5 protein-coding genes and 2 tRNA genes are annotated in these 3,686 nt (G+C 42.0%); all 7 read right to left on the minus strand.

All coding sequences use genetic code 11. The features are described from left to right. Positions 1-650 (minus strand): 50S ribosomal protein L1 (rplA, locus tag WBM49_RS14335; protein ID WP_424372731.1); only part of this gene is annotated, 650 nt, incomplete at its 3' end. A gap of 21 nt (positions 651-671) precedes the next feature. Beyond that, the gene (gene rplK / locus WBM49_RS14340) at positions 672-1,109 is read right to left on the minus strand and encodes a 50S ribosomal protein L11 (protein WP_424372732.1); all 438 of its coding nucleotides are present in this window, start codon (positions 1,107-1,109) and stop codon (positions 672-674) included. Between the two features lie 71 nt (positions 1,110-1,180). After that, positions 1,181-1,732 carry a transcription termination/antitermination protein NusG gene (gene nusG, locus WBM49_RS14345; protein ID WP_424372733.1) on the minus strand — a complete coding sequence of 184 codons (552 nt, stop codon included), beginning with the start codon at positions 1,730-1,732 and terminating at the stop codon, positions 1,181-1,183. Between the two features lie 9 nt (positions 1,733-1,741). Continuing rightward, on the minus strand, positions 1,742-1,927 hold the full coding sequence (gene secE, locus WBM49_RS14350; RefSeq protein ID WP_424372734.1) for a preprotein translocase subunit SecE: 186 nt from the start codon (positions 1,925-1,927) through the stop codon (positions 1,742-1,744). A 69-nt stretch (positions 1,928-1,996) separates the two neighbouring features. After that, positions 1,997-2,069 (minus strand) — tRNA-Trp (locus WBM49_RS14355). A 66-nt stretch (positions 2,070-2,135) separates the two neighbouring features. Continuing rightward, positions 2,136-3,323 carry an elongation factor Tu gene (gene tuf / locus WBM49_RS14360; protein ID WP_424372735.1) on the minus strand — a complete coding sequence of 396 codons (1,188 nt, stop codon included), beginning with the start codon at positions 3,321-3,323 and terminating at the stop codon, positions 2,136-2,138. Positions 3,324-3,553: 230 nt separating this feature from the next. Continuing rightward, positions 3,554-3,625: transfer RNA gene (locus WBM49_RS14365), tRNA-Thr, on the minus strand. Positions 3,626-3,686: the final 61 nt, after the last annotated feature.

Genomic DNA, 3,686 nt, shown 5'->3' on the forward strand with positions numbered 1-3,686 from the left:
GTACTAGACATGTAAATGCTCCTCATGTAAATTCCTTTTGAGGCTGTTGGCTTCAACTTATTCAGTGTATCTAAAAGTTCTTTGGCATTTCCTGCAATCTTATCGGCGGAGAAAGATGCTTTCCCAATAGCCGCATGCACGATACCTGTTTTATCTACCTTGAAATCTATTTTACCTGCCTTTACTTCAGCTACCGCCTTGGCGATATCCATAGTTACGGTACCGGTCTTTGGATTGGGCATTAATCCACGAGGTCCGAGGATCCTACCTAAAGGACCTAATTTCCCCATTACGCTTGGCATGGTGATGATCACATCCACATCTGTCCAGCCGCCTTTAATTTTCTCCAAATACTCATCCAAACCAGCATAATCTGCACCAGCTTCTACCGCTTCTGCTTCTTTGTCTGGAGTTACTAATGCCAAAACCTTCACATCTTTTCCGGTTCCATGAGGAAGTGTAACTACCCCACGTACCATCTGATTTGCTTTTCGAGGGTCTACCCCTAAACGAACAGCAATATCTACGGATGCATCAAATTTTGCATTGGTGATTTCCTTGATAAGCTCTGAAGCTTCCTGTATAGAGTAAAGTTTATCCTTCTCTATCTTTGCTCTGGCTTCTTTTTGCTTCTTTGTTGCTTTTGCCATATTAAAATGCTTTATAAGATTTTAAAAAGGTCTTTTACCTGCAACTTTGAGACCCATAGATCTCGCAGTGCCTGCTACCATGCTCATTGCAGATTCTACGGTAAATGCATTTAAATCTACCATTTTGTCTTCTGCAATTGTTTTTACTTGGTCCCAGGTAACGTTCCCTGATTTAACTCTGTTAGGTTCGCCAGATCCTTTTTTAATCTTAGCTGCTTCCATAAGTTGTATTGCCGCTGGCGGTGTCTTTACGACAAAGTCGAACGACTTGTCTTTATACACGGTGATAACAACGGGCAGGATCTTCCCCTGCTTGTCCTGTGTCCTAGCATTAAATTGCTTACAGAACTCCATAATGTTAACGCCGGCAGCACCTAAAGCGGGTCCAACCGGTGGCGATGGATTCGCAACACCTCCCCTAACTTGTAGTTTAACTACTTTACTTACTTCTTTTGCCATTGTTTAAAATTAAATTTCAAACCGTGTTTATGTTGGAAGCAACACAGCCTTTTATATATGTAACACTTATATTAAACTTTTTCTACCTGCATATAACTGAGTTCCAATGGTGTTTTTCTTCCGAAAATCTTAACCATAACTTCTAGTTTTCTTTTCTCCTCATTTATCCTTTCTACTGTTCCATTGAAACCATTAAAAGGCCCGTCTATAACTTTCACTGTTTCACCGAGTACAAACGGAATCGCCACATTATCTGTGTTTACCGCAAGCTCATCTACTTTTCCAAGCATTCTGTTCACCTCTGCTTTTCTCAGTGGCACAGGATCCCCGCCTTTGGTCTCACCCAAGAAACCTATGACGTTAGTAATTGAGCGAATAATGTGCACCATTTCTCCGCCAAGATTGGCCTTTACCATGATATAGCCAGGAAAGTAAACCCTTTCCTTATTGATTTTCTTTCCGTTCCTGATTTGCACAACCTTTTCTGTAGGCACCAGAACTTCTTCCAGATAATCGCCAAAACCGTTACGTTCTACCTCAGATTCTATATAGCCCTTGATCTTGTTTTCCTGACCACTGACCGCTCTGACCACATACCATTTTTTCTCCAATACTTCAGACATAGAACCGGCTTAATTTAAGGTGTTAAAATACAATTGAATCAGCTTGCTAAACACGGTATCCACTCCCCATGTTGCCAGGGCAAAAAGGATGGAGAACACAGCAACTATTACCATCAAATTAGAAGACTCTGCCCTGGTGGGCAAAGTAACATTATATCTAAGTTCTTCTATGGATTCTTTTATATAGGTAAACATGCTGTACTTTTTATTTGATAGAAAAGGCCTTATTTGATGACCTCATCGTATCGTTATAATTTAGTTGTGCACGGGAGGAGAGACTCGAACTCCCGACACCTGGTTTTGGAGACCAGTGCTCTACCAACTGAGCTACACCCGTATATGTACTTACATTGAAAGGTATCCCGCCAAGGCGGGACACCCTTATGTAATTACTGTATAGTGATTAATCTAAAATCTTGGTAACCTGACCAGCTCCTACAGTTCTACCACCTTCACGGATAGCAAAACGCAATCCTAAACTCAAGGCGATTGGCTGAAGCAAATCAACAGTAATGGTAAGGTTATCACCTGGCATTACCATTTCCACTCCACTAGGAAGATTAATTGTTCCTGTAACGTCTGTTGTTCTAACATAGAACTGAGGACGATAATTGTTATGGAAAGGAGTATGTCTACCACCTTCTTCTTTTTTCAAGATGTACACCTCTGCTTCAAACTTAGCATGAGGCTTAACAGATCCTGGCTTACAAATAACCATTCCTCTTGTAATCTGTGACTTTTCAATACCTCTTAGAAGGATACCAACGTTATCGCCGGCTTCACCGCGATCTAGTATCTTACGGAACATCTCTACCCCTGTTACAGTGGAAGTCAATTTTTCAGCTCCCATACCTATAATATCTACGGCATCTCCTGTATTTGCTTTGCCTGTTTCAATTCGGCCAGTAGCAACAGTTCCACGACCGGTAATAGTAAATACATCTTCTACCGGCATTAAGAAATCTTTATCAATATCACGCTTAGGCATTTCAATCCATGTATCAACGGCGTCCATCAATTCCATAACCGTATCTACCCATTTTTGCTCCCCGTTTAGGGCGCCTAATGCAGATCCAGAAATTACGGGTCCGTTATCCCCATCGTATTCGTAGAAAGAAAGTAATTCTCGTACTTCCATCTCAACCAATTCCAATAGTTCTTCATCATCTACCATGTCTACTTTATTCAAGAAAACAACGATACGTGGAATTCCAACCTGACGTCCTAAAAGGATGTGCTCACGAGTTTGTGGCATAGGTCCGTCTGTTGCAGCAACAACTAAGATCGCACCGTCCATCTGTGCAGCACCAGTTACCATGTTCTTAACGTAATCCGCGTGACCCGGACAATCTACGTGTGCATAGTGACGATTTGCAGTTTGGTACTCAACGTGTGACGTGTTGATCGTAATACCCCTTTCTTTCTCCTCAGGAGCATTGTCAATTGAATCGAAGCTTCTCACTTCAGATAATCCAGCGTTCGCTAATACAGTTGTAATAGCTGCTGTCAATGTTGTTTTACCGTGATCTACGTGTCCAATAGTACCTATATTTAAGTGCGGTTTGGAACGATCAAAATTTTCCTTTGCCATTTTAATGAATTTTAATCTTAGTTTATATTAGTGTACAAATGTTTCTATCGTTTGAGCCAACTACGGGTCCCGAAAACTATCGGGAGAACCCGTGACCTCTCTAAGGTGTTGCGTTCGATTCCTTCAGGGCTCAATATTTCAGAGCCAACGACGGGTCCCGATAACTATCGGGAGAACACGTGACCTCTCTAAGGTGTTGTGTTCGATTCCTTCAGGGCTCAATATTTCAGAGCCAACGACGGGAATTGAACCCGTGACCTCTTCCTTACCAAGGAAACGCTCTACCCCTGAGCTACGTCGGCAATTTTTGGGTTTGTGTTTTCTTGTTCAGGGATCTTGGACCATACCCTCACAACCCTACCC

The sequence above is a fragment of the Muriicola sp. genome (assembly GCF_049669965.1).
Classification (GTDB): Bacteria; Bacteroidota; Bacteroidia; order Flavobacteriales; family Flavobacteriaceae; genus Muriicola.

Excerpts from the sequence above, each read along its gene's own strand:
- rplK (WP_424372732.1), bottom strand. The coding sequence starts at position 1,109 with ATGGCAAAAGAAGTAAGTAAAGTAGTTAAACTACAAGTTAGGGGAGGT.
- nusG (WP_424372733.1), bottom strand. The coding sequence starts at position 1,732 with ATGTCTGAAGTATTGGAGAAAAAATGGTATGTGGTCAGAGCGGTCAGT.
- secE (WP_424372734.1), bottom strand. The coding sequence starts at position 1,927 with ATGTTTACCTATATAAAAGAATCCATAGAAGAACTTAGATATAATGTT.
- tuf (WP_424372735.1), bottom strand. The coding sequence starts at position 3,323 with ATGGCAAAGGAAAATTTTGATCGTTCCAAACCGCACTTAAATATAGGT.